This is a genomic window from Neobacillus rhizosphaerae, assembly GCF_050477885.1.
Taxonomy (GTDB): domain Bacteria; phylum Bacillota; class Bacilli; order Bacillales; family Cytobacillaceae; genus Neobacillus; species Neobacillus rhizosphaerae_A.
This window is the reverse complement of sequence record NZ_JBCNAC010000148.1, coordinates 27,444-50,827: the sequence shown is the minus strand read 5'-3', so window position 1 is coordinate 50,827 and position 23,384 is coordinate 27,444. Positions and strand designations below refer to the sequence as shown.

The 23,384-nt window shown below is 40.3% G+C and carries 21 protein-coding genes; 3 read left to right on the top strand and 18 right to left on the bottom strand.

Features of this window, described 5'->3' with window-relative positions:
• Positions 1–185: 185 nt before the first annotated feature.
• The 18 genes from ABES03_RS20250 to ABES03_RS20165 form a co-directional block, all read right to left on the bottom strand.
• Entirely contained in the window at positions 186–1,145 is a 960-nt protein-coding gene (locus ABES03_RS20250) for an aldolase catalytic domain-containing protein (protein WP_430120054.1), read from the bottom strand.
• Between the two features lie 279 nt (positions 1,146–1,424).
• Complete coding sequence (gene glnA / locus ABES03_RS20245; protein WP_430120052.1) at positions 1,425–2,789, bottom strand: type I glutamate--ammonia ligase; 1,365 nt, start codon at positions 2,787–2,789, stop codon at positions 1,425–1,427.
• Between the two features lie 312 nt (positions 2,790–3,101).
• A complete protein-coding gene (locus tag ABES03_RS20240; protein WP_430120050.1) occupies positions 3,102–4,328 on the bottom strand; it encodes a CaiB/BaiF CoA transferase family protein in 1,227 nt (408 codons plus the stop codon).
• Positions 4,329–4,387: 59 nt separating this feature from the next.
• Positions 4,388–5,557, bottom strand: coding sequence for an acyl-CoA dehydrogenase family protein (locus tag ABES03_RS20235; RefSeq protein ID WP_430120048.1), 1,170 nt, complete (start codon positions 5,555–5,557; stop codon positions 4,388–4,390).
• Between the two features lie 58 nt (positions 5,558–5,615).
• Complete coding sequence (locus ABES03_RS20230) at positions 5,616–6,416, bottom strand: enoyl-CoA hydratase/isomerase family protein (RefSeq protein WP_430120046.1); 801 nt, start codon at positions 6,414–6,416, stop codon at positions 5,616–5,618.
• Positions 6,417–6,429: 13 nt separating this feature from the next.
• On the bottom strand, positions 6,430–7,359 hold the full coding sequence (locus tag ABES03_RS20225) for a hydroxymethylglutaryl-CoA lyase (RefSeq protein WP_430120044.1): 930 nt from the start codon (positions 7,357–7,359) through the stop codon (positions 6,430–6,432).
• A 152-nt stretch (positions 7,360–7,511) separates the two neighbouring features.
• Complete coding sequence (locus ABES03_RS20220) at positions 7,512–8,087, bottom strand: Fe-S-containing hydro-lyase (protein WP_430120042.1); 576 nt, start codon at positions 8,085–8,087, stop codon at positions 7,512–7,514.
• A 12-nt stretch (positions 8,088–8,099) separates the two neighbouring features.
• Positions 8,100–8,951 carry a fumarate hydratase gene (locus ABES03_RS20215; protein WP_430120041.1) on the bottom strand — a complete coding sequence of 284 codons (852 nt, stop codon included), beginning with the start codon at positions 8,949–8,951 and terminating at the stop codon, positions 8,100–8,102.
• Positions 8,952–8,959: 8 nt separating this feature from the next.
• Positions 8,960–10,480, bottom strand: coding sequence for an FAD-binding protein (locus tag ABES03_RS20210; RefSeq protein ID WP_430120039.1), 1,521 nt, complete (start codon positions 10,478–10,480; stop codon positions 8,960–8,962).
• 61 nt (positions 10,481–10,541) lie between these two features.
• Positions 10,542–11,897, bottom strand: a complete 1,356-nt coding sequence (locus tag ABES03_RS20205) for an MmgE/PrpD family protein (RefSeq protein WP_430120037.1) — start codon at positions 11,895–11,897, stop codon at positions 10,542–10,544.
• Positions 11,894–12,811, bottom strand: a complete 918-nt coding sequence (locus ABES03_RS20200; protein WP_430120035.1) for a succinate--CoA ligase subunit alpha — start codon at positions 12,809–12,811, stop codon at positions 11,894–11,896. The genes ABES03_RS20205 and ABES03_RS20200 overlap by 4 nt, the downstream gene beginning before the upstream one ends.
• A 1-nt stretch (position 12,812) precedes the next feature.
• A complete protein-coding gene (locus ABES03_RS20195) occupies positions 12,813–14,012 on the bottom strand; it encodes an ATP-grasp domain-containing protein (RefSeq protein ID WP_430120033.1) in 1,200 nt (399 codons plus the stop codon).
• A 55-nt stretch (positions 14,013–14,067) separates the two neighbouring features.
• Positions 14,068–14,727, bottom strand: coding sequence for a GntR family transcriptional regulator (locus ABES03_RS20190; RefSeq protein WP_430120031.1), 660 nt, complete (start codon positions 14,725–14,727; stop codon positions 14,068–14,070).
• A gap of 93 nt (positions 14,728–14,820) precedes the next feature.
• Complete coding sequence (locus ABES03_RS20185; RefSeq protein WP_430120029.1) at positions 14,821–16,287, bottom strand: SLC13 family permease; 1,467 nt, start codon at positions 16,285–16,287, stop codon at positions 14,821–14,823.
• A gap of 47 nt (positions 16,288–16,334) precedes the next feature.
• Complete coding sequence (locus ABES03_RS20180) at positions 16,335–17,687, bottom strand: MmgE/PrpD family protein (RefSeq protein ID WP_430120027.1); 1,353 nt, start codon at positions 17,685–17,687, stop codon at positions 16,335–16,337.
• A gap of 34 nt (positions 17,688–17,721) precedes the next feature.
• The gene (locus tag ABES03_RS20175) at positions 17,722–18,582 is read right to left on the bottom strand and encodes an HpcH/HpaI aldolase/citrate lyase family protein (RefSeq protein WP_430120025.1); all 861 of its coding nucleotides are present in this window, start codon (positions 18,580–18,582) and stop codon (positions 17,722–17,724) included.
• Between the two features lie 85 nt (positions 18,583–18,667).
• Positions 18,668–19,936, bottom strand: a complete 1,269-nt coding sequence (locus ABES03_RS20170) for a TRAP transporter large permease (protein ID WP_430120023.1) — start codon at positions 19,934–19,936, stop codon at positions 18,668–18,670.
• Positions 19,933–20,490, bottom strand: coding sequence for a TRAP transporter small permease (locus tag ABES03_RS20165; protein ID WP_430120021.1), 558 nt, complete (start codon positions 20,488–20,490; stop codon positions 19,933–19,935). Before ABES03_RS20165 ends, ABES03_RS20170 begins: the two co-directional genes overlap by 4 nt.
• A gap of 224 nt (positions 20,491–20,714) precedes the next feature.
• Between ABES03_RS20165 and ABES03_RS20160 the strand changes: the two genes are divergently transcribed.
• Genes ABES03_RS20160 through ABES03_RS20150 form a run of 3 tightly spaced genes read left to right on the top strand, consistent with a single transcriptional unit; the run spans position 20,715 to position 23,255 of the window.
• On the top strand, positions 20,715–21,299 hold the full coding sequence (locus tag ABES03_RS20160) for an amino acid synthesis family protein (protein WP_430120019.1): 585 nt from the start codon (positions 20,715–20,717) through the stop codon (positions 21,297–21,299).
• The gene (locus ABES03_RS20155; RefSeq protein WP_430120017.1) at positions 21,296–22,252 is read left to right on the top strand and encodes an NAD(P)-dependent oxidoreductase; all 957 of its coding nucleotides are present in this window, start codon (positions 21,296–21,298) and stop codon (positions 22,250–22,252) included. The genes ABES03_RS20160 and ABES03_RS20155 overlap by 4 nt, the downstream gene beginning before the upstream one ends.
• Positions 22,197–23,255, top strand: a complete 1,059-nt coding sequence (locus ABES03_RS20150; RefSeq protein ID WP_430120015.1) for a DctP family TRAP transporter solute-binding subunit — start codon at positions 22,197–22,199, stop codon at positions 23,253–23,255. The genes ABES03_RS20155 and ABES03_RS20150 overlap by 56 nt, the downstream gene beginning before the upstream one ends.
• The last annotated feature ends 129 nt before the right edge of the window (positions 23,256–23,384 follow it).

Here is a 23,384-nt window from a genome sequence, read left to right as displayed (position 1 = left end):
AGTATTATCGTGTTTGGTTTTTGAAGATGAAGTTGATTGATAGAATTATCATTCTCTTTAAGAGATAACTCCAATCATAAATTATATCTTTACTTTACAAAAAAAACGCCCCGAAGGACGTTCTTGTAATAAATCTAGGAGTTTTGCTGTGCCCTCATTGATAGAGGTATTTTTAGCAAGCTGGCCTATTTCAAAGCTGTAGCAACAGAGACTTCGGGTGATGTTACCTTATCATAAAAATCTACGAATTTATCACGATCAACGCTATCGCGGTAAGCCATGGCAACACGTGGATGTTCATTAAGTACACCAGAAATCATATAAGGAATGATATATCCCCATTCCCACTTTTGACGCATTTCAAGCATGTGCTTTTCAATTACGCCAAGAACAGGTTTTATCTCATAACTTGATTTCTGTATGTAGCTAACGAGCAGCTCAGTGTTACAGTTACCAGCCGCACGACCCATGCCATAAACAGAAGAATCAAGAAATGTAACCCCATTTCGGATCGCAGTTAATGTATTAGCGAACGCTAACTGCATGTTATTATGTGTATGAATTCCAAGTTGTTTGTTTGGTAGCATCGTTTTGAACTTTTTCACTTGGTGTTCAATATCTACAGGGTCTAGGCTTCCAAAAGAATCAACGATATATACAACATCAACAGGACTTTCCTTCACTAATTCAAACGCTTTAATAAGCTGTTGTTCAGGGACACTTGATAAAGCCATAATGTTTAGTGAAGTTTCATATCCCAAATCATGAAACATTTGTACAAGTTCTAAGCCCTTATCTACTTCTCGAATATAGCAAGCAACTCGAATCATGTCTAAAACACTATGCTCACGAGGTAATATGTCATTGGGATCAACTCGCCCAATATCTACAAGTGCCGATAGCTTCGTGAACTTTTTCACAGGGATAATTTCTTTAAGAAAGTTATCATCAAGAAATCTCCATGGATTGGGTTCAGTTGCTTTAAGAAGCTTAGGAGAATTCTTGTAGCCAATCTCCATGTATTCCACACCCGATTCACTTAGACCATTATACAAATCTTGAACAAATTCAATGCTGAAATCCCAATTGTTAACTAAGCCTCCGTCACGAATGGTACAGTCTAAAATTTTGGTATGATTGTCCATGATAATAAATCCCCCTGTTTGTCCCATTTTTATCAATATTATCTTTTACGCTTTTAAGTACTAAAATATCTTATTGTGTTTATATCACGGTTGTTTACCAGAGTCAATCTTTTTCCGAAAATTCGACTTATTAAAAGTAAACCTTTTTAACTGGGATGTTGATTTCTAATCCAAACAACCTATAAAATCAACATTGGCCTTTAGCATAGTCAATTAAGTAAAAAAAGCGGGGCAGGCTGTAGACAAAAGGTTTATCGTCAGCCTGTCCTGCTTTTTAATTTAAAATTTAGTATGATAGTTATCGATTTCCCACGCATGAACTGCCGTACGGTAGCTATCCCATTCAGCTTTCTTCATAGAAACATACTCACTATATACGTGCTGACCTAATGTTTTTGAAGCAATCTCTCCTGATTCTAATGCTTTTAATGCATCAGCTAAACTTCCTGGCAGGTTATCAATGCCTAAGAAAGCTCTTTCTTCTTCTGTCATGTGGAAGATATCTTCATTAATTGGAGCTGACACTTGTAATCCTTTTTCAATTCCATCCAATCCTGCAGAAGCAATGACTGCAAATGTTAAGTAAGGATTTGATGAAGGATCTGGACAGCGTAATTCTACACGTGTAGCAAGACCTTTCTTTGCTGGAATACGAATAAGTGCTGAACGATTTGAAGCAGACCATGCAATATAACAAGGCGCTTCATAGCCCGGTACTAATCGCTTATAGGAGTTTACTAGCGGATTTGTTACTGCTGTAAAGCTCTTTACATTTTCTAGTACACCTGCAATAAACTGATACGCTTTTTCCGATAATTGTAACTCATCTGAAGGATCATAGAATGCATTTTCGCTTCCTTCAAAGAAAGACATATTAACATGCATACCTGAACCGTTAATTCCAAAAACTGGTTTCGGCATAAACGTAGCGTGTAATCCAAATTTCTTAGCAACGGTCTTTACAACCCACTTATATGTCGTTGCAAGGTCTGCTGCCGTAAGTACATCTGCATATTTAAAGTTAATTTCATGCTGCCCTTCCGCTACTTCGTGGTGAGATGCCTCAATGGTAAAGCCCATTGCTTTTAGCGCACGGTAAATTTCTAAACGGACGCGTTCGCCCAGATCATGTGGTGAAGGTTCGAAATAGCCTGCCTTATCACTGATTTCTTGCGTTGCATACCCATTTTCATCAGTTTTAAAAAGAAAAAACTCTAATTCAGGGCCAACTGAGATGGTATACCCATGATCAGCCGCACGATCAACCGTTTTCTTTAGAACATTTCTTGTATCCCCATCAAAAGGTGTTCCGTCTGGATTGTTAATAGAGCATAAGAATCGACCTTCCGCATAACCCGATTCAACTGTCCAAGGTAGAACAGCAAACGTGGCTAGATCTGGTTGAAGGTAAAGGTCTGATTTATTTATAGGTGAAAAACCTTTAATTGAGGAACCATCAAACATCATTTTACCTTCCACTACATCCTCTAATTGTTCACTTGTAACTGTGATGTGCTTTAGAATCCCTTCGATATCGACGAATTGCAAATGTAGTAGTTCAACGCTTTTTTCTTTGATCGTTTCTTTAATTTGTTCTAAAGTTGTTGCATCTACAGGTGCCTTTGAAATAAGTGTTTTAGCCACGTTAAATTACCTCTCATTTTCATGTTAGATTTTATGACATCATTAATTAATACTATGATTATAGTTAAAAAAAGATAGTTTGACAATCTTTTTTAACTATATTTTTTGAATATTTATACGGAAATTTCAGTAAGCGTTTTCATATTTTTTTGTTAGATATTAATAACTATACTAAATTTGAAAATTAATAAATATACAATAAAATGCAATAATATTTATATTTTAGACGGCATAACGGCAGTAGCCCAATCCACTCTAATTAAAAAAAATGCTTGGATTGATCGACAATCCAAGCATTTTCTTATTGCAATATTAATTAGGTGATTCAATTTTTCTATTGTCCATTTGAATCGTACCATCATGTAGAAATTGTTCTATTTTTTCTTGTTGGTAACCAAGTTTTTCTAATATTTCTTTCGAATTCTCTCCAAGTTTAGGCGGAGCCTGGTGAATCGCTACAGGTGAGTTGCTGAGTTCAAACGGTAGTCTTGGCAGTTTAAAGTCTTGAATAGTGGCATGTGGGACATCGGTCCACATCTCGATAGCTTCTGACTGTTGATCCTGGACTACCTCTGATATTTTTTTCACTTTCGAACTTGGAACTCCCGCATCTGCTAAAAGCTGAACCCATTCGTCAGCTGTCTTTGCTTGAAGAATGTTTTCAATAGCCACACGTAAAACTTCTCTATTCTGAACTCGCTCAGGGTTATTTTTGTAGCGCGGATCCTCTACCCATCCTTCCTTACCCAGCACTTTACATAGTCGCTTAAATAATGAATTATTTGAAATACCAATGATGACGGGTGCATCATTTGCCTGGAAGGCTCCATATGGCGCAAAGGCTGTATGACCTGCACCGTTTTTCTTGGGCTCGACCCCAGTCGCCAACCATGATAACATATGATAGCCAACCCAGAAGACGCCTGTTTCATATAGGGACGTGGTGACTAATTGTCCTTCACCGGTCTTTTGTTGATGGAACAAGGCGGAAATGACTCCAATCGCTCCCCACATTGCACTGCCTTGATCTAATACAGATACTGGCACACGGGCAATTTCCGCTCCTTCCGCTCCTTCCGCTCCATTAATCCCAATAATCCCAGAATCTGCCTGGGCAATAGCATCATATCCGGGTCGATCACAAAGCGGACCATTTTGGCCATAAGCAGATAAGGAGCAATACACCAGGGAGGGATTGAGTTGTTTTAACCTCTCATACCCAAGCCCCATTTTTTCCGCTTTTTGATAGCGGAAGTTTTCTACAAATACATCTGCCTTCTTGACGAGATCATAGACAATCTCACGGCCGCTTTCTTTTTTTAAATCTATAACAATTGATTGTTTATTCCGGTTAATATGAAGGAAATAGACCCCTTCCCCTTCCCAAAATGGGCCCATCCCTCGTGAATCATCACCAATATCAGGCCTTTCAATTTTAATGATTTCTGCCCCTAAATCAGCTAGAATCATCGTTAAACTGGGACCTGAAATATTTGTCGTCACATCCACTACTCGGATTCCGTTTAATGGTCCTGGCATTTTGGCTCCCCCTTTTCCAAGAAAGGACCTATTTCTCTAGGCCCTTCAGATTGTCGATATTAGAATGACCGTGGTAATCCAAGGACATGTTGTCCAACATAGCTTACAACCAGGTTATTGGTAATCGGTGCTACAATAAACAAGCGGGCTTCCCTAAATTTTCTTTCGATATTGTATTCTTTTGCAAAACCATAGCCACCGTATGTGTCCATCGCTGCATTTGCTGCACGCCAGGTAGCTTCTGATGCAAGGTATTTTGCCATGTTCGCTTCTGCACCGCATTCTATTCCTACATCAAACATCTCAGCCGCCTTATCTCTCATCAACTTGGCCGCTTGAATATCCATATAGCCTCTGGCAATTGGGAATTGAACCCCTTGGTTCTGCCCTATAGAACGCCCAAATACGACCCGTTCATTTGCATATTGGACGGACTTATCGACAAAGTACATACCGTCCCCGATGGATTCAGAGGAGATGAGAATTCTCTCAGCATTCATCCCGCCTAAGACATAACGGAAACCTTTTCCTTCTTCCCCGATCAAGTTTTCAATCGGGATTTCAGCCCCTTCAAAAAACACTTCAGTTGTTGCATGATTGATCATTGTATCAATCGGGCGAATATCAATTTTATCCGCTTGCTCTTTCATGTCTAAAATAAACAAACTCAAGCCGTCTGTTTTCTTCGCTACCTGTTCTTTCGGTGTCGTTCTCGCCAATAACATCATTAAATCGGAATGCTCTGCTCTTGAGGTCCAAATCTTTTGCCCATGCACAACATACTTGTCTCCAACTCTTTCGGCATACGTTTGTATGCTAGTTGTATCACTTCCTGCAGTAGGTTCTGTGATACCAAAGGCTTGGAGACGAAGTTCGCCGCTTGCAATTTTCGGTAGAAATCTTTGTTTTTGATCCTCATTTCCATAGCGAAGCAGGGCACCCATTGTATACATTTGAGCATGACATGCACCAGCGTTGCCGCCTGAACGGTTAATTTCCTCTAGAATGATACAGGCTTCCTTCATGCCTAGTCCTGCGCCGCCGTATTCTTCAGGAATTAGGACAGACAGCCATCCTTCTTCTGTTAATGCTTGAACAAATGCCGTTGGATAGGCGTTTTTGTCATCTAATTCGCGCCAGTAATCTTCAGGAAAACGCTCACATAAAGATCCAACGCTTTTCCGAATCATTTCATGTTCAGTGTTTTCCATCATTTTTGTATTAGCCATTTTCATCTTCCCTCCAAATATGTTTCTATGCAAAAAGTTAAATTTGACTCTTTAACCCTTATCGTCCTTTCCACTCCGGCAAGCGCTTTTCGTTAAACGCATAAATGCCTTCAAGCCGATCTTCTGAAATGGCGCATGTATAGTAAGCTTCTAATTCTAAGACAAGCCCCGTAGATAAGTCTGTCTCCGTTCCTTTATTAACAGCCTTCTTTAACGCTTTTAATGAAAGCGGTGCATTATTTGCGATAGTTTCAGCCAAGATCATTGTTTCATCTAATAATGCCTCTCTTTTAAACAGATGATTAATGAGCCCCCACTGCTTTCCTTCTTCTGCGGTAATTCGTTTTCCGGTGTATAACATTTCCTTCGCCAGCCCAATTGGTAGAATACGAGAAAGTAATTGAGAACCTCCGATTCCAGGAATTAACCCCAGTTTTGCTTCTGGAAGACCTAATCCAACACGTTCCGCAGCGGTTCGAATGTCACAACTAAGCGCGATCTCCAGCCCCCCTCCTAGTGCATAACCGTTAATAGCTGCAATCACAGGATAAGGGAATTCTCGGATACTCTCTGTTACCTTTTCAAAAGCATCATGCTGCTTCTTCCAATCTTTTTGAGACATACCATTCCGCTCTTTTAAATCCGCTCCCACACAGAAGCTCTTCTCTCCTGAGCTGGTAATAACCAGAACACGGACCGTTTCGTCATATTTTAATTCCTCAAAGGCTTCGATTAATTCCAACGCCATTTTTGTATTCATGGCATTCATCGATTCAGGTCGGTTTAATGTTACCAAAACAATTCCTTTATGGCCGACGGCACTTTCAACTTTAATGGTTTCATAGGTTTTGACAATCACGCTTTCTCATCCCCTAACTTATTTTATTTGGTACAGGATACAAGCGAGAGCTTTTCCCTGCTTTTGCTACTTGGCCTGGCAATTCATGTTCTAATAATTCTTTCAGCCTGTGGGAGGCTGCAATAAGATCATCTAGATTAATAGACGTATCGACACCCATTTCTTCTAACATGTGAACCACATCCTCCGTACAAACATTGCCTGTTGCTCCTGGAGCAAATGGACAGCCTCCAATCCCGCCTAGGGAAGCATCGAAAATCGTGATTCCTGCCTCTAAACCAGCCAAAATATTGGTAAGCCCCATGCCTCTTGTATTATGAAAATGGCAGCCAAATTCAATATTATGCCATTCATTTACGACTTTTTTCGTTAAATTGTAGACTTGCTTAGGATTGGCCATCCCTGTTGTATCTGCGAGAGTAATTCGTTTGATGTTATGTAAGAGAAGTTTTTCAATGAGAATCATGATGCGTTGTGGTGGGACCGTCCCCTCAAAGGGACAGCCAAATGAGGTAGCAACTGTAACGTTTAAAATTATGTCGTTAGCTGATGCAAATTGAGATAGATACTTAAAGTTTTCCAATGACTGTTCAGTAGTTTGTCGAACATTTTGTTCGTTATGTGTATCGCTTGCTGAAAAAACATAATTGACAGACTTTACTCCAATTTGTTTTGCCAATTCAAGACCTTTTAAATTAGGAACAAGGGCAACAAGCCGCATCTTATCGTATCTCATGAGATGGGAATAAAACGATGCGGTATTCGCCATTTGCGGAACGAGTTTTGGATGGACAAAGGAGCCAAATTCAATTTCTGACACATTTGCCTTTTGCAACATAGAAAAGATCTCTATCTTCTCGTCTACCGTTAGTATTTTTGATTCTAACTGAAGACCATCCCGCAAACCGACTTCATAAATTGTAACTGTATCAGCTAAATTCATCGTATATGATTCCTCCATCTGAAAAATGATTTTCTTTATAATTAGGATACTGTATCCAAAATACAAATTCAATAGATTTTTGAATTTTCATAAATTTATTACTATTTAAATAAAAGACCACCGAACTTAAAAAAATAAGGCTTTCCGATATCTCAATCGGCACCTTGCCCATAATATTGATCCTGAAATTGTTGCTTTCCAAGTTGGTACCAATCATTTCCCTCGCCATCGATGATGACCACGGCTGGAAAGTCTTTAATCGTTAACTTATAGATGGCTTCTGGGCCTAAGTCTCCATAGGCGATGACCTCAACAGATTGAATCGTTCGTGCTAGAAGCGCTCCCGAACCGCCAATTGCAGCAAAATAGATCGCTTTATTTTTCTTTATCGATTCAATGACTTCGCCGCTACGGAACCCTTTCCCGATCATACCTTTCAGACCGAGTTCCAATAAAGCCGGAGTATACTTATCCATCCGACCACTTGTAGTGGGACCAGCTGAACCAATAACATGTCCAGGCTTTGCCGGAGTGGGCCCGACATAGTAAATTGTTTGTCCATCCACATTAAAAGGAAGTTTTTCTCCTTTTTCCAGCGTTTCTATCATTCTTTTATGGGCCGCATCTCTAGCCGTATAGATTGTTCCACTTAATAAAACTCTATCACCCGCTTTTAATTTTGCTATTTCGTCTTCGGTTATTGGATTCGTTATATGAGCTACTGACATCGATGCTGCCTCCTATATTCTGACTTCTTTATGTCTGCTTGCATGGCAGTTCAAATTCACGGCTACAGGCAGAGCTGCGATATGACAAGGTTCAATCTCGACTTTTACATCCAGTGCCGTTGTATTCCCACCCATTCCCTGTGGTCCAATGCCTAGCTCATTGATTTTTTCCATAAGATCCTGTTCGAGCTCCGCGATTTCGCGCAAGTCACTGCGATGTCCAATTGGCCGAAATAACGATTTCTTTGCCAAATAAGCGCACCGTTCAAAATTCCCGCCGATTCCAACACCAACAACTAACGGTGGACATGCATTCGGTCCCGCTTGAGCTACGATACTTAAGATAAAATCTTTAATCCCGTATAATCCGTCAGCAGGTTTTAACATCTTTAAGGCGCTCATATTTTCACTGCCGCCGCCTTTAGCTGACATATGGATCACTAACTCATTTCCGGGTACGAGCTCAATATGAATAATCGAAGGGGTGTTATAACCCTTACTTTTTTCTCTTGTTATCGGATGGTCGACAATGGAATGCCTTAAATACCCCTCTTCGTACCCTTTCTTGACTCCTTCATTTATCGCATCGTAAAGACTGCCGCCGGAAATATGGCAATCTTGACCGACCTTTACGATAAAAACAGAGACTCCTGTATCCTGGCACATAGGAACACGCTCTGAACGGGCGATATCAGCATTTAGTAACAATTGTTCTAAAATGTCTCTACCCGTTTCCGAGGTTTCTTTTTTTAACGCAGATTGAAAGGCTTGAATCACATCTTGCCCCAGTTCAAAATTTGCCTCTTGACACATTTCTGCCACCCGGTTCACAATCTCTTCATAGAAAATTGTTCGCAAAGCCATCTTCTCCTTTAAGCTTGAATTTCACTGATTGTTTGTTTCGTGAATTGAATGGTTTTCCTGTGAATGGTAAGGTTACCTTGCCATTCCTTCTTTTCCGTCTTTACATTTTGCAGGATATGGGCTCCTCTGCTTTCCCTCCTCATGGCTCCGGCGAAAGCTGCTGCCCATGCTGTACGGACTTTATCCTGCAGCTGTAATGCAAGGACTCCTTTTTCTTCCTTTAACTGAATCCCCAAGAGGTTTAATTCTTTTGCTGCCTGTTCCAAAGAATCGGATGTTCTTTCAATACCGACATGGTTCCACATAATTTCTTTTATTCGCTGAGACACTTCCAGTGCTTTTTCTTGCTGTATGGTATTTACGCCAAAAGGTGGAACCTCGATTAGTTTTGAAACCGACGCTCCTTCTAGTGCAGCCATTTTACCTGTGCGTTGTCCAAAAACGAGTGCTTCTGTTAAGGAACCGCCTCCCAGCCGGTTTGCACCGTGGAGGCCGCCGGTTGTTTCCCCGCACGCGTACAACCCTTGTATATTCGTTCTACCCCATTCATCTACTTTAACCCCGCCCATACAATAATGCTGAACAGGGTACATCTTCCATTCACCTTGATATCCTTTTTTGACCAGTCGATATACATACGGACTGTCCTTCGCCAAATCATCTTCGATAACGTCCGAAAAGTCCAGGTATACATTCGTTTGATTAAACATTTCATAGCTTAGAATGTCTCTCGTTTCCAGTTCTTTTCTTGGAAAATTGTCCATAAAGCGTTGGGAAGCCTCGTTTAACAATATGGCCCCTTTTCCAAATATTCTTGTCATGACATCGATATTAGCAGGATGCTGTAAACGATACGGATAAAACTGGACAAATTCCATATCCACAAGCTCGGCTCCATGCCTCCAAGCCATGCCAATGCCTTCTCCGGATACATCCCTCGGATTATCAGTAGAATCATAGAGCCCCCCGAATCCACCTGTAGCTAGGATGGTAGAAGGTGCATAAATAGCAATTAATTCAGCTGACCTTTCAACGATTACACCTGCAATGACTTGATCTACCTTAATTAAATCAATCAGGGTAGATTGTTCATACAATTCAACTCCGATCTCAACAGCATTTTGCCTTAGGACCTTCGTTGTGTTTTTTCCGAGACCGTTTGCGGCATACACCCTCCGTGGGAACGAGTGTCCTGGGGTACATATTTTCCGCTCACGTTCCAGTTCAATTCCATATTTACTTTCCAATTCATTGACCCTCATGGAACATTCCTCGGCTAGGATTTGAGCTAATTTAAGATTAGAGAGATACCTGCCGCCTCGTAGAATATCTTGATAGAAATTTTCAGTCGAGTCTCCAGCTGAAAAAATTGCCGATTGAACACCATCTGAAATAACGGATGAACCGCCAAATCCTGCTTTCCCTTTTGTAATTAAGGCAACATGTCCCCCTTCTTCTCTTGCTGAAATCGCTGCAGCAAGGGCTGCTTGACCCCCGCCAACGACTATGACGTCATAATTCATGGGCATTATTTTTTTCCAACTCCCCATTTTATTTGTTCGATAAGAATCAGAGAATTCTTGTTTCTTATTAATAATGTAATTGGCCAATATGTTGTTTTCTAAGCCATTCTCTCGTTTTGATTTTATCTAATTTAAATATCGCTTCTACCTCTTCTTCAGGGTCGGCAAGTTTGTCTATGGTCAGCGAGATAAACTTCTGAATGAGTTCGTCTTTACTAGCCATTTTTTCTGGGTCTCCCTTTGGATAGTCGGTTCCTTTTTCAAATATCTTCCCGTTTTCAAGGGTAATCTCCACTTTTGCTCCCCATTTTTCCGGGTATGCTTTTTCATAATAGGAATCAACGATTACATCTACTTTTTTCATTAAATTCTCTATCTCAGGGTTTCGTAAGCTTTCATTAGTAAAATCTCGTATTGAAGCAGAGCCCTTTACAGCAGCCAAGCTGGCACAAAACTGACTGCTAAACTTACAAGCATAGACACTGTCTGGATTTGGTTTGTCGGTAATATTTAAAACGGTTTGATACGTCCTAATTGTCATTCGCTTAATTTGTTGAAACGATATGGAGTGTTCATTCATGATGTCGAGGATACAATCGATGGCTGGATGCGTATGGCGGCATGAGGCATGGATTTTAAAGCTATTTTCTGTTATCTTCCACTCATTCCCAAGATTATTGGTGATTTTTAAAGGGTCAGCTGTTTCAGCCATTGCTTCAAAGAACCCTCTTTTTCCTTCTAATATTTTGGTTGCAGACGTGAAGTTCTTTTTTGCGAGCAGGGCAGCGAGAGTCCCGTTATAGGCTGCTTTTGCAGTGTGTAATTGTTTGGTGTTGCCTCCATCTTCGATAAACTCCCACAAGCCTGCCGCCTGGCTGCCTGCATTTCCTAATGCGTACATAGTTTGCTCCACATTTAAGTTTAATAGTTTTGCAACGGCTGCTGCTGAACCAAATGTACCGCAAGTAGCTGTATTATGCCAAAAATAATAGTGAGACGGTGAAACAGCCTCCCCGATTCGGTAACAGACTTCATAACCGACAGCAACTGCAGTAATTAATTCTTTCCCGCTAAGGTCATATGCTTCTGCAGCTGCCACTGCTGCAGGAATGACTACTGTACCAGCATGTATAATAGAAGATTTATGAATATCGTCCAGTTCAACGATATGACTAGAGGCGGCATTGACCAAGACCGCATTGCTGAGGGATGATTTTCCTCCCGTAACAAGACTCGCCTGTTCATGACCACCCCATTCTTCCACAAGCTCTTTGATTGCTTGGATGGGCGGCAGATCTTTTCCAGCTAAGGCAGAACCATACCAATCTAAGATACAAATTTTCGTAAACTCCACAACATGTTCAGGTAAATCTTGAAAACTCGTTTGGTAAACATATTCAGCCAACCTTTTTGATAATGTCATTTTACTTCCCCCACTTTCTTTCCTACTACGGTTTTAAAAACATCAATAATGTCATCGTACTGTTCGACTACAATGGCTCCTGCATGACTAAGCGCTTTCATTTTTAGGGATGGGCGCCCCACATCGCCGGAAATCATTGCACCTGCATGACCAAAAACAGTTCCTTCAGGTAGAATTTCCGTAAATTTTCCAGATACAAATGAAATAAGCGGCTTGGAAAATCCTCCGTCTTTCATAAATTCTGCTGCCTCTTCCTCAAAGGTTGTTCCAGGTTCAGAGAAAGTAACCACGGCTTCTGTTTCTTCATCCTTTTCAAAAAGTGCTAATAAATCTTTAATGGTTGTTCCTATTAAACTATCTCCGCCAATTCCAATACTGGTAGTGACACCAAATCCTGCCCGTTTTATCATCCAGGAAGTTTCAGCCGTCATGCCCCCGCTTCTGGAAATGACACCTACATTTCCTGGAACAAAACAGCGATCAGGCCGGTCACCTCCAATAGATCCCATTTTAATTCTATCCTTGGGGTTAATCATCCCGACTGTGTTTGGACCAATAATGGTCACTCCTTCTTTCCGTGCCACATGCAATAACTTAATAGCATCGTGCTGTGGAATGTTTTCGGTGGTCACAACGATTAATTTAATCCCTTGCTGAATGGATTCGAGTACTGCATCAAGTGCAAACCCTGGTGGCACGATGATAAGACTTGCATTTATCTGATGTTTCTGAACGGCCTCTGCCACCGTATCGTAAACAGGTATTCCTTGGACAAACTGGCCGCCCTTTCCAGGTGTGACGCCTGCATAAATTTTTGTCCCATATGCAAGCGTATGACTGACTACCATTGAGGCTTCTCTTCCGGTAATACCCTGAACGACCAAACGAGTATCTTGATCTATAAGAATAGCCATCTTAGCAAACCTCCTTCATTTTTTTAACCATCTCGGCCGCTGCTTCTTCAATGGTCCGATCTTCTCCAAAATAAGTAATACCTGCCTCTACAAAAATCCGCTTTCCTTCCTCATCATTCACCCCTGCCTGCCGAACGACGATTGGAAAACTAGTTAGGTCGATTTCTAATTCCTTTAAAGCCCTGACGATTCCTTTAGCCATTACATCTATTTGTGTATTGTTAGTGATGTTTTGTGAGACAAAAAGCCCCTCGATACCCTCTTTGGAGAGAATTCCTTTTGTCAGGCGATAAACTTTTTCTTCCGATGGGTTTCCACCTGTTTCTGTATAATTGGCGGGTTCTACACCTAATCGAGTCAATGCGTCAAAACTCAACAGACTCCCGCCCCCGCCTCCGCACATAAATCCAATATTTCCTCCCTCCATTTCCGTATAGCGTGCTGTACCTCGGTAATCGGAATCATTTACCTTTACCATTTCTTTCTCTAACATTGTTAGCGGTCTCCATGACCGTTCACTTCCAGACTCTACTTTCCCAGTAAGCTCAGGCTGACGATAGAGCGCCGAGTCATCTATCCCCATAACCGAAGCAGCAGCCACTACGTTATCATCCTTTGTCAGAACAAGCGGGTTAATCTCTAAAATATAACAATCATATTTTGTAAAAATATCATAGAGCTTACATAATACCGTAGTTGCTTTTACTAAAGGCTTCCCCGTTACTCCCAGCTTGCTCCAAATTTCCTTTGCTTGAAAAGGATATAACGGATGAAAGGGGTCCATATGGTGAACCACCACTTTATTCGGTGCTTCTTTCACCAGCTCTTCCACCTCAACTCCACCTATGGTTGTGGCGATAATAACGGGAAGTTGTTTTTGACGATCAATGGATATCGAGACATACCATTCTTGATTTATATCAATCTTCTCTTCTACTAGAAGCTTTTCGACTGGATATTTTTTGACAGTCATCTTAAGTAGCTTCTCTGCCTTCACCTTTGCCTCCTCAACGGTTTCTGCAAACTGAATCGCTCCCGCTTTACCTCTTTTTCCTACCGGCACAAGTGCTTTAAGTACACAGGGATTCTCGAGATATTGTTCAGTTATTTGATCTGAAGAAGATATAACCCAGTGGTTTGGAGCGGGAACTCCATTTTGTTTTAAAATGGTTTTACTGGCGTCTTCCAACATTCTACCCATCTGAGCACCGCCTTTTTTGGATATTGGATACAAATTTTATTAAAAAAGAGGGGGACTATTTCCCCTCTTTTTTTAAACTCTTAACTAGCATATTACCCGTGCGAGAAATATGGTTAGAAACCAGGTTAGCAGCTGTTTCTTTATCCTTATTTATTACTGCATTTAAGATACTTCGATGCTCGATATTCGAAGTGTCTTTTTGGCCATTTAAAATATGAGGTGTTTGTTGAGGGAGGCCATTCCATAATGTACTGATAAACGAATTGAGGCGCTCCCAGGTACATCGTTTAATTAACAGACGGTGAAATTCGATATTATAGTTGATAAACTCATCCACATCTTCGCTTAATTCCATCTGCTCCACCAAAGCAGTTAATTGCTTTATGTCCTCATCTGTTAAATGCTCGATACTTTGGTATACAGCCATTTTTTCTAGTTCCGCCCGGAGTGCATATATCTCCTCAATATCCCCTACATGTATTGACTTTACTACTGCACCTTTATGCGGTTCCAGCTTGATGAGTCCCTCCGCTTCAAGCTTTTGAAACGCTTCACGAATAGGCATGCGGCTTACACCCATCGCATCGGCAAGATCCGCTTGTTTAAGCCGTTCACCCGGTTTAAAATCTCCTTTTAAAATCGCTTGTCGTATTAAATTGCATACTCTTAGATGTAATGTGTCTCTATTTTCAATCATGAGTCCATTCTTTTCCATAAATTTAACTACCTCACATTATCCCATTTTGGATAGGATACAAAATCCAATTTAAATTGTCTATAGATACTGGCAACTTATCGAAAATATTTCTTAAAGTAGCCCAATCCAATTCCACCACGTAACTGCTGTCAAAAGTACTACGGCACTCATCAGAAATGTTAACAACAGACCTGGCATTAAAAACTCCTTTTGCTTAATCCGACCAGAACTATGAACAATAATATTCGGAGTGGCCTCTACAACAAGAATATACCCATGTAAACATGCTATCGAAGCTGTTAGACAAATAAGCACAGGGTCTGCACCGGCTTTCGTAGATAATCCAATAAAAATGGGGATAAGAGTCACGACTGCAGTCGACACATTTGCTACTGCTAGATGTAGAATATGAGTAATCAAAAGTACTGCAATAACTGCTACAACAGGTGAGTGAAAAAAATAAAGAATCCAGTCCGCACTTAAACTATCGCCAACCAGCTTGGCGGCTCCAGACTTATTAAAGGCATAACCGAGTGAAAGCGTGACACCCATTAGCATAACCGTATCAAAATTGATTTTCACTAAATTATCCCATTTGGTACAGCCAATCCCCGGTAAGGCCATTAATACAACACCTATTAAAGCCGGAACACTTGGATGCAGTCCGTGCAAGGACTCTGTAAACCATAAAGCTACGATCATCAATAGAATCGCTAAACACTTTTTCTCCTGGATATTTAATTTACCTAATTCCTCTAATTTATGTTCCAGTTCTTCTTTTACATGGGGAAAATGTTTCTCTTCCTCTGTTAAGGGAAACCTTTTTAATAACGTAAACCAGACAACCGGAATTAAGATGAGCCATATCGGGAAAGTATAGGTAAACCACTGAATATACGTTATTTTTATCCCTACAAATTCTTTTAGTAATTCAACCGTTAATATATTCCCAATAGCAGCTGTCATTACTGCAGTCCCACTTACCGTTCCACCAAAAGCAACAGCTAACAAAATCATTTTTTCCAGATTTCCTTTTGCTTTTTCCCCAATGGTATCAAGTGACATTGTTGCAATCGGAAGCATTAAGGTTGCCCGGACAGCCGCCGCTGGAATAAAAAACGACTGAATTTGCGGAATGATTAATATGCTCGCGAGCAGCCCTTTTGCATTTCCTCCCCATTTCGATAAGAAAAGATAGGCAATTCTTTTAGTAAGGGTCGTATCATTAACCCCTTTTGCAAGCATCATGCCGCCGATAATGAGAAACACCGCTGGTGAAGCAAATCCACTATATACCACGTCTGTTGTCACCACATGGAACACCAACATTAATACAAGTAAAATTACGGCAGTTAAACCAATAGGAATGGGCTCAAATGTCCAATAAAAGACACTAAGAACTAAGAATGCCAGCATGATTCTTGCTGAATCCGTTTGGTTTGCAGGTAATATAAAATAGACACCCGCCATTAACGCAATGCCAACGATCAAGGTGATGATTCTTTTTAATTCCAAAAAAGACCGTTCCTTAGGTTTTGATACTACATTTACTTTCACCCTTGTATTTGGGAAAGCCATATTTCTCTCCTTTTTTCCGATGAAATAGTATGTTCACTTTAGGAACCTTAAAGTTGATTGGCTGTTTTCTTTGGCTGGCATAGCTGAAAGAACGCAGTTAGATCTTCCACTTCTTCGATGCGCTTGACCAGATTAATCAATTCATTTTTTGCCTCCATGCTGATGATGTCTCCTGTTACATCGATGAATTTCTCTTTAATCTGCTCATCTGTCATCGGAGTATCAGCACTACCAATCGCATGTTCCACAAAGTAAGAAACCTCACTGCCATCCGTTAATTTTACAATTAGATAAACTTGGTCTTCTTTAATCTTCTCATCAATCACTAGTGAAATTTTGTCGCGAAGTTTTTGTACAGCAGGTTCATTCACATATTCATCTGTGAATTCGTAAACACCAGCCTTAAGATTAAAGAACCCGGCAGCGACACAATGATAAACACTGAATTTTCCTTCGAGGCCTGTAGTAATATCGGTTTTCCCAGTAAGCTCTTTAACTAGCGGATGAGCAGTGATGATGATGGATTCTACTTGTTCCGCTTTAAGCATGTGCTCCTTTTGAATCGAAATTATTGCATCGATGGCAGGATGGGTAACAATTCCGCTTGCAAACGGCTTGTAGCTGTTCTTCTCCACTTCCCACTTTTCGCCCCACTTTTCAGTAACAAGTTCAACCTTATTTTCTTCTGATAACACGTTTAGGAATCCTCGCTTAGCTTCAAGAGGCTTTTTGGAAGATGTGAACCCTTGCGCGCCGACCAGTGCAGCTAATAGACCGTTCATCGCCGCTTTCCCTGGGTGATAAGGCTTTGTCATTGTGCCGAACATTTCACGTAATCCCGTCGGATCGGTTGCCGCAATCCCAAGGGCATAGATGGTATTCTCCACATCAAGGCCCATCAGCTTACTAATCGCAGCAGCTGCTCCAATTCCACCCACACTTCCTGTAATATGCCAGCCCCGCCAGTAATGAGACGGATAAACACTTAACGCAAGCCTAGCTTCAACCTCGCAGCCAATGATAAACGCTTCAAGGACATCCCTACCAGTTTTCCTTTGATTCTCTGCATAAGCCAAAATGGCTGGAAAAACAGGTGCCGAGGGGTGCAAGACAGTTTCTAATAAGGTATCGTCAAAATCATAGATATGAGAAGACATTCCATTTAAAAGGCTCGCAAACAGCATATCTACTTTTTCATTTCTTCCTAGCACGGTTGCCTGTGGTTGGCTTGCTGTTAGTTTTGCTACGTTTAACACCATATCCATAGATTCATGGTTAGCAGCGCCAATTGCTACCCCAAGCCAATTTAAAAGACTTCGTTTCGCTTCTCTAACAGCATTTTGATTAAAATGCTCATAAGAAGTATTGGTAATATGTAATGCTAGTTTATCTGTTACCATTCGAATTCCCTCCATTATTCTATTTTTCTATTCATTAAAGTCCAGCTGACTGTAAAAGTGCCTTTGCTTTTTTATAAACCGGATAATCTACTAGTTTGTTACCTACTGCAATTGAGGCAATTCCTTCCTGCTCTGCTGCTTCAAATGCAAGAACAATTTCTAACGCAGCGTCCATTTCTTTTTGATTTGGCGAGAAAATTTCGTGAATCGGGTGTAATTGCTTAGGATGGATAGCGAGTTTTGCATTGAAACCTAGCCTCCTGGCTCTATGTGACTCATTGATTAACCCCGGCTCATTTCCAAGGTCTGGGTATACAGAGTCAATTGGGCTGCCAATCCCCGCTGCTTTCGAGGCATTGACCACTTGTGACCTTGCATAGAGAAGTTCTGTCCCTTCCTCCGTTAATTCACAATTGACATCCAATGAGTAATCAATCGATCCAAATACTAATCTTTTAATCAAATAATGAGCTGATGCAATTTCATAAGCAAATTGTACCCCTCTTGCTGTTTCAATTAGAGGAAGAACAACAAAAGAATTAAGACCTCTATTCATTCTTTCTAAACTTATAAGCGTTGTTTCGCATAAAATCTTCATACTAATGGCACTTTCAGCCTTTGGAACAATTACGCCACTAGCTCCTGCCCTAATAGCAGCCTCCAAATCCTCACGCCAAAAGGTAGTACTCACATCGTTAATTCTGATTAGTATATCTTTACTAGGTTGATTGTTTACAAGAAAATTCTTAGCACGTTCTCTTGCCTCTTGTTTTTCAGAGATGGCAACGGCATCTTCCAAATCAAAGATGATACAATCTGCCTCACTTGATAGAGCTTTTTCAAACATCCTGGTGGATGTTGCTGGAACAAATAAATAAGATCGTTTCAAATTCATAGAACTCCTCCAATTAGGATATTGGATCCACTTGCTGAAAAAGAACAGCTTACTCTAGTAAGCGAGTAAGCGAATACTGGTCAGATTATTTCGCTAAAAATAATGATACCTGTGGGAAAATGACAACGATAACTAGAGCGAGAATCATGAGAGCAAAAAAAGGCAAAACTCCTTTTACTACTTCTCCTACTTTTTCCCGCGTGATTCCACTGACAACAAAAAGATTCAGCCCAACTGGAGGTGAGATCATTGCCAACTCCATATTAATGGTCATAATGATGGCAAAATGAATCACATTAATATCAAAAATTGCTAGAACAGGTAATAAAATTGGCAAAGTGATTAGAATGATGGCTACAGAGTCAAGGAACATCCCTAAAATAAAGAACATAATGTTGACGCCAATCATAAAGATCCATTTATTTGTTGTACTGGTTTCAATCCATGTCGCAAATTCCTGCGGTACCTGTTCTGTTGTCAGGAACATACCGAATATCATAGCCGATGCAATAACTAGAAAAATCATCGAAGTAATATTGATGGACTCCTTCATAACTTCTCTAAATTTAGAAAAGGACATTTCTTTGTATATAAAGACAGAAACGATTAAACCGTAAAAACATGATACAAATGCAGCCTCTGTTGGGGTAACCGCACCAGAATAAATTCCACCGAGAATAAGGACTGGGAGCAAAAATCCCCAAAGAGCCTTTGCTGTCTTTTTCCATCTTTCCTCCATCGACTGTTTTGGCAATTTACCATAGTTATGGATTCTGGCATGAATAATGGCAGAGACTAAAAGAATTCCTCCTAACAATAAACCAGGAATAATTCCAGCTGAGAAAAGTTTTCCTATCGATTCTTCAGCAACCGTTCCATAAATGATCAATGGAATCGAAGGTGGGATCAAAATTCCTAGTGTACCTGATGCGGCTACAAGACCCATTGCATATCTTTTACTGTATCCTGCCTTCACCATCCCAGGGATCATAATACTTCCGACAGCAGCTGCAGTTGCTGGGCTTGAACCTGAAATAGCAGCAAATATCATACAAGCTAGGATAGTGATGACAGCCAGCCCTCCACGTATATGCCCTACCCATGATTTTAAAGCCTCAATTAAATAGTAAGAGATACCGCCTTTTGACATTATAATTCCAGCAAATACAAAACCCGGGATGGCCATTAATGTCGCAGAATTTAAGGAATTAAACATTTTCTGAATAACTGTATAAAGGGTAAAATCCGCCATTGATAAAGCGATTACACTAGATAATCCCAAACTAACAGCGATCGGTACACGAATTAAACATAGTACCGCAAAAATTAAAAACAGCATTAAAACTGGATTCATGCTCCTACCCCTTTCCCATCTGAGCTTCCTTCCGTATTTTGCATCGAATCATATAACTGTTCAATCTCGCCAACAAGCTCACTTTGATCGCCCTTCATTGCTTTGTAAGCCTTTACAAAAAAGTAAAGCCCTAACAGCCCCATTCCGATTGGGAGTACCAGATATGAGATCCAAATTGGAATGCCTACATCAATCGTTTTAATTCCTTGTTCTTTTGAAATCGTTATTAATTCTATTGAAGAATAAGCAAGGTAAAAGGAAAAGCCTCCTCCGATTAAATTACTAATCGTAGCGACAATTCTTTTTAAACTTTTTGGTAACATGTCAAATAGAATTTCTACTTGGATGTGTCGGTTGTCCTTCAGTGCTAGTCCAAAACCAATAAAAATGGACCAAGTAAGGAGAAACTCAAAAATCTCTGTAATCCATGTTTCTGGTGCATTGAGAATATACCTTGTAAAAACTCCGTACAAACTTACGACTACTCCTCCAATAAATAGCACTCCTGCTAATCCTTCTTCGATGTGATCAAGCCATTTAAAGAGTTTCTTCATAAAAATCAACTCCTTATACTGTGGATTGTATCCAATCTACAACTGGACCTAATTTAAAATATACAAGATAGTACAAAGAAAATAAACAGAAAATTTTATTTATTTTATATTTTTTGTGTATTCACAATATTTACCGTTTTTGTTATAGTGGTACTATCAACATTTAGTGAAGACAACTCGGCAGTAGATTGTATCCAAAATCCATAATAATGAGGAGGTAAAAGATGGAATTAGAAATAAGAAAAATTGTGACCATCTCTGATGAAACCTTTATTGAAGGTTTCAAAAAGGCAGATAAGCCTGTTCGGGTAGCTGCTGCCTTAGCCGTCATTAAGAATCCTTATGCAGGCAAATATGTAGAAGATCTTCTTCCGCTCATTAAAGCCTGTTCCGAACAACTCGGTGAGCTTTTGCCAAAGAAGGCTATGGAAGCTTTAGGCGCTTCAGGAGATGAAGTAGAAGGTTATGGGAAAGGAGCACTGGTAGGACTTGACGGAGAAATAGAACATGGATCTGCCATTATTCATACCCTAACCTTTGGAAATCCGTTCCGATCACTTTGCGGTGAGGCGGAAACACTCCTCCCTTCTGCCGAGAAAAGAGGTGCTGCTGGCAGTAGTCTGGATTTAGCAATTAAACACAAGATGGATCCAAAGATTCGCAGCCACCACATGACGTTTGAGACTAGGATTCCTGATGCACCCAGAAATGATGAGATCGTCATCGCGGCCGTCGTCACCACGAGCGGTCGGGCGCACCCACGAATTGGCTCTTTACATAAAGAGCTTGAAGGAATTTTCCCTTCATGATTGATAATATAGGTTTTATTGGGCTTGGTAAGATGGGAATGCCTATGGCAAAAAACCTATTAAAAAGCGGATATAATGTTTTTGGCAGCGACGTAAATGAATCCGCTATCAATGAATTCCAGAGCCTCGGTGGGAAATCAGGTAAACTGTTGGATTGGATTCACAACGTACAAACTATTATTCTCATGCTTCCCTCATCAAAGATCGTAAATCAAGTTATTTACGAAATTATTGACCTTTACGCCTCGGACCAACACTCTCACCAAGATCATTTAGTCATCATTGATATGAGTAGCTCTTACCCTGATGAAACGAGAAGGAATTTTAACAAGCTTGAAAAAAAGAACATTGACTTTTTAGACGCACCTGTTAGCGGAGGAGTCAAGAAAGCTGTTTCTGCAACATTAACAATTATGATTGGCGGCAAGATTGAGACATTCACCAAATGTAAGCGTTTGCTAGGTTCAATTGGCAGTAACCTCTTTCATGTAGGCCCGATTGGAAGCGGTCACTTAATAAAGGCGATTAATAACTATCTCTCTGCCACACATCTATTAGCTAGTTGTGAGGCAGTCCAATTGCTACAAAGTTTTGAGGTGGAACCGGAGTCAGCTATTCATGTATTTAACCAAAGTACAGGACGCAGTGGTTCAACCGAGTATAAGTTTCCATCCTTCATCCTAACTGAAAGTTTTGATTCAGGTTTTAGTCTAGAGCTGATAAGGAAAGATTTAGAGATGGCTAAGCATCTTTTTTCTCACGCTGGGGCCATGACAAACCTACCACAGCTTGTTTTTGACAGATTCGATAATGCCTCTCATAAACTTGATCAGGATGCAGACCATACAGAAATATATAAATTTGTATCAAGCTATTTATTAAAAAGGGGGAAATCAAATGAAAAAGATTCAGAAATTATTTGTGGTAGCAGTAACTCTTCTATTAGTTTTTAGCCTTGCAGCCTGCGGCTCTTCCTCAAAAGAAACAAGCGGCAGCTCAGCTAGTGGTGAAAAGGGCAAATCTAGCGACGGTATTCAAGAAATTACGATTAAAATCTCCCATGTTGTGGCAGAAACCACACCTAAGCAAGCCGGTGCGATTGCGATGAAAGAGTATATTGAGAAAGAATCCGGCGGTAAAATCAAGGTTCAGGTTTATCCTAATAGCCAGCTTTTTGGTGATAAAGATGAATATCAGAACTTAGTAGCCAATAACGTCCAGTTCATTATTCCTGATATGTCTAAGTTAGTAGGTAATGACCCTGGTTTTAATGTTCCTGCTATGCCATTCTTGTTTAAAGATGATGCAGCCGCAAACGCATTCTGGGATGGTGAAAAAGGAAAAGAAATCTTTAAGCGTTTAGAAAAGGACGGCGTCCTTGGTCTGGCGATGTGGCCAAATGGTGCAAAACACATGACTAATAATAAGAAAGCCATTACGAAACCGGAAGATTTAAAAGGATTAAAGATTCGTACCCAAGGCGGCCAATTACTTGAAGAAATTTACGATAAGCTTAATGCTGGTTCCGTATCCATTCCATTTAACGAACTTTACACTGCCCTACAGCAAGGTACAGTTGATGGAGAAGAAAATACTTACAGTAATATCGAATCAAAGAAATTTGACGAAGTACAGAAGTATACAACTGTAATGGGTCATACTCGAGTAGACTACGCTTTATTAACAAATACGAAATTCTGGGATAGTTTAAATGATGCAACGAAAGCCATTGTCCAAAAAGGTGTAGAAGAAGGAACAAAGGTTGCACGTGACTCTGCCGAAAAGCTAAATAATGAATCTTTGAAAAAGTTAAAAGATCGCGGTCAAACCAAGATTAATGAGCTTACTCCAGAACAAATTGAGGTATTCAAAAAAGCACTAGAGCCAGTTTACCAAGAGTGGGCTAAGAAGATCGGTGAAGATATCATTAAAGATGCTGAGAGTAAAAATAAGTAAGGTTCGCAAACCCCTAATCTATGTATTTTCAAAGATTAGGGGTTTTTCATTTACAAGCCCCATCCTCTTGTAACTATAATAGGCAGTAAAAAGAGGCTGCTCAAAATCGTTGTCGCGTCGTCGCGTCAC

Excerpts from the sequence above, each read along its gene's own strand:
- ABES03_RS20165 (WP_430120021.1), bottom strand. The coding sequence starts at position 20,490 with ATGAAGAAACTCTTTAAATGGCTTGATCACATCGAAGAAGGATTAGCA.
- ABES03_RS20190 (WP_430120031.1), bottom strand. The coding sequence starts at position 14,727 with ATGGAAAAGAATGGACTCATGATTGAAAATAGAGACACATTACATCTA.
- ABES03_RS20160 (WP_430120019.1), top strand. The coding sequence starts at position 20,715 with ATGGAATTAGAAATAAGAAAAATTGTGACCATCTCTGATGAAACCTTT.
- ABES03_RS20150 (WP_430120015.1), top strand. The coding sequence starts at position 22,197 with ATGAAAAAGATTCAGAAATTATTTGTGGTAGCAGTAACTCTTCTATTA.
- ABES03_RS20210 (WP_430120039.1), bottom strand. The coding sequence starts at position 10,480 with ATGCCCATGAATTATGACGTCATAGTCGTTGGCGGGGGTCAAGCAGCC.
- ABES03_RS20170 (WP_430120023.1), bottom strand. The coding sequence starts at position 19,936 with ATGAATCCAGTTTTAATGCTGTTTTTAATTTTTGCGGTACTATGTTTA.
- ABES03_RS20250 (WP_430120054.1), bottom strand. The coding sequence starts at position 1,145 with ATGGACAATCATACCAAAATTTTAGACTGTACCATTCGTGACGGAGGC.
- ABES03_RS20225 (WP_430120044.1), bottom strand. The coding sequence starts at position 7,359 with ATGAATTTAGCTGATACAGTTACAATTTATGAAGTCGGTTTGCGGGAT.
- ABES03_RS20185 (WP_430120029.1), bottom strand. The coding sequence starts at position 16,287 with ATGGCTTTCCCAAATACAAGGGTGAAAGTAAATGTAGTATCAAAACCT.
- ABES03_RS20240 (WP_430120050.1), bottom strand. The coding sequence starts at position 4,328 with ATGCCAGGACCATTAAACGGAATCCGAGTAGTGGATGTGACGACAAAT.
- ABES03_RS20155 (WP_430120017.1), top strand. The coding sequence starts at position 21,296 with ATGATTGATAATATAGGTTTTATTGGGCTTGGTAAGATGGGAATGCCT.
- ABES03_RS20235 (WP_430120048.1), bottom strand. The coding sequence starts at position 5,557 with ATGGCTAATACAAAAATGATGGAAAACACTGAACATGAAATGATTCGG.
- ABES03_RS20195 (WP_430120033.1), bottom strand. The coding sequence starts at position 14,012 with ATGGGTAGAATGTTGGAAGACGCCAGTAAAACCATTTTAAAACAAAAT.
- ABES03_RS20200 (WP_430120035.1), bottom strand. The coding sequence starts at position 12,811 with ATGGCTATTCTTATAGATCAAGATACTCGTTTGGTCGTTCAGGGTATT.
- ABES03_RS20220 (WP_430120042.1), bottom strand. The coding sequence starts at position 8,087 with ATGTCAGTAGCTCATATAACGAATCCAATAACCGAAGACGAAATAGCA.
- ABES03_RS20205 (WP_430120037.1), bottom strand. The coding sequence starts at position 11,897 with ATGACATTATCAAAAAGGTTGGCTGAATATGTTTACCAAACGAGTTTT.
- ABES03_RS20180 (WP_430120027.1), bottom strand. The coding sequence starts at position 17,687 with ATGGTAACAGATAAACTAGCATTACATATTACCAATACTTCTTATGAG.
- ABES03_RS20175 (WP_430120025.1), bottom strand. The coding sequence starts at position 18,582 with ATGAATTTGAAACGATCTTATTTATTTGTTCCAGCAACATCCACCAGG.
- ABES03_RS20215 (WP_430120041.1), bottom strand. The coding sequence starts at position 8,951 with ATGGCTTTGCGAACAATTTTCTATGAAGAGATTGTGAACCGGGTGGCA.